Origin of the sequence: Bacillus sp. DE0042 (assembly GCF_007680225.1) — a bacterium.
Lineage (GTDB): Bacteria > Bacillota > Bacilli > Bacillales > Bacillaceae_G > Bacillus_A > Bacillus_A wiedmannii.
Genome location: NZ_VEJP01000033.1, coordinates 1 through 389 on the forward strand (window position 1 = coordinate 1; position 389 = coordinate 389).

General features: G+C 35.7%; 1 protein-coding gene. It reads right to left on the minus strand.

Annotated features, from left to right (window positions below):
* A partial coding sequence (locus FS802_RS30700; protein WP_186367233.1) for a metallophosphoesterase family protein occupies positions 1-389 on the minus strand: 389 nt, incomplete at both ends.

Genomic DNA, 389 nt, shown 5'->3' on the forward strand with positions numbered 1-389 from the left:
CCAGTACCAGGGATTCCATTCTCATTTTCTAGTCCCATATGCATAACACCTACCATTACATCTACTTTACCTTCTAACTCTTTAATGGCCTTCTTTGTCTCTTCTACTGGATTTTTCACCACTAAACCATCCAAATGATCTGTCCCTTTTTCAAAATCACTAATCATTGGTGTATTCATACCAATAATCCCGACTTTAATTCCACCTTTTTCAACAATTGTATATGCAGGAAGAAAACGCTCTCCATTTTCCTTATAAATATTTCCTGCCAATGTCTTGCCTTTATATTGCTCACTAACTTTTTTCAATGTATCTAATCCAAAGTTAAATTCATGATTTCCAAATGCCCAAGCATCATATCCCATTGCATTCATCGCTACCATCATTGG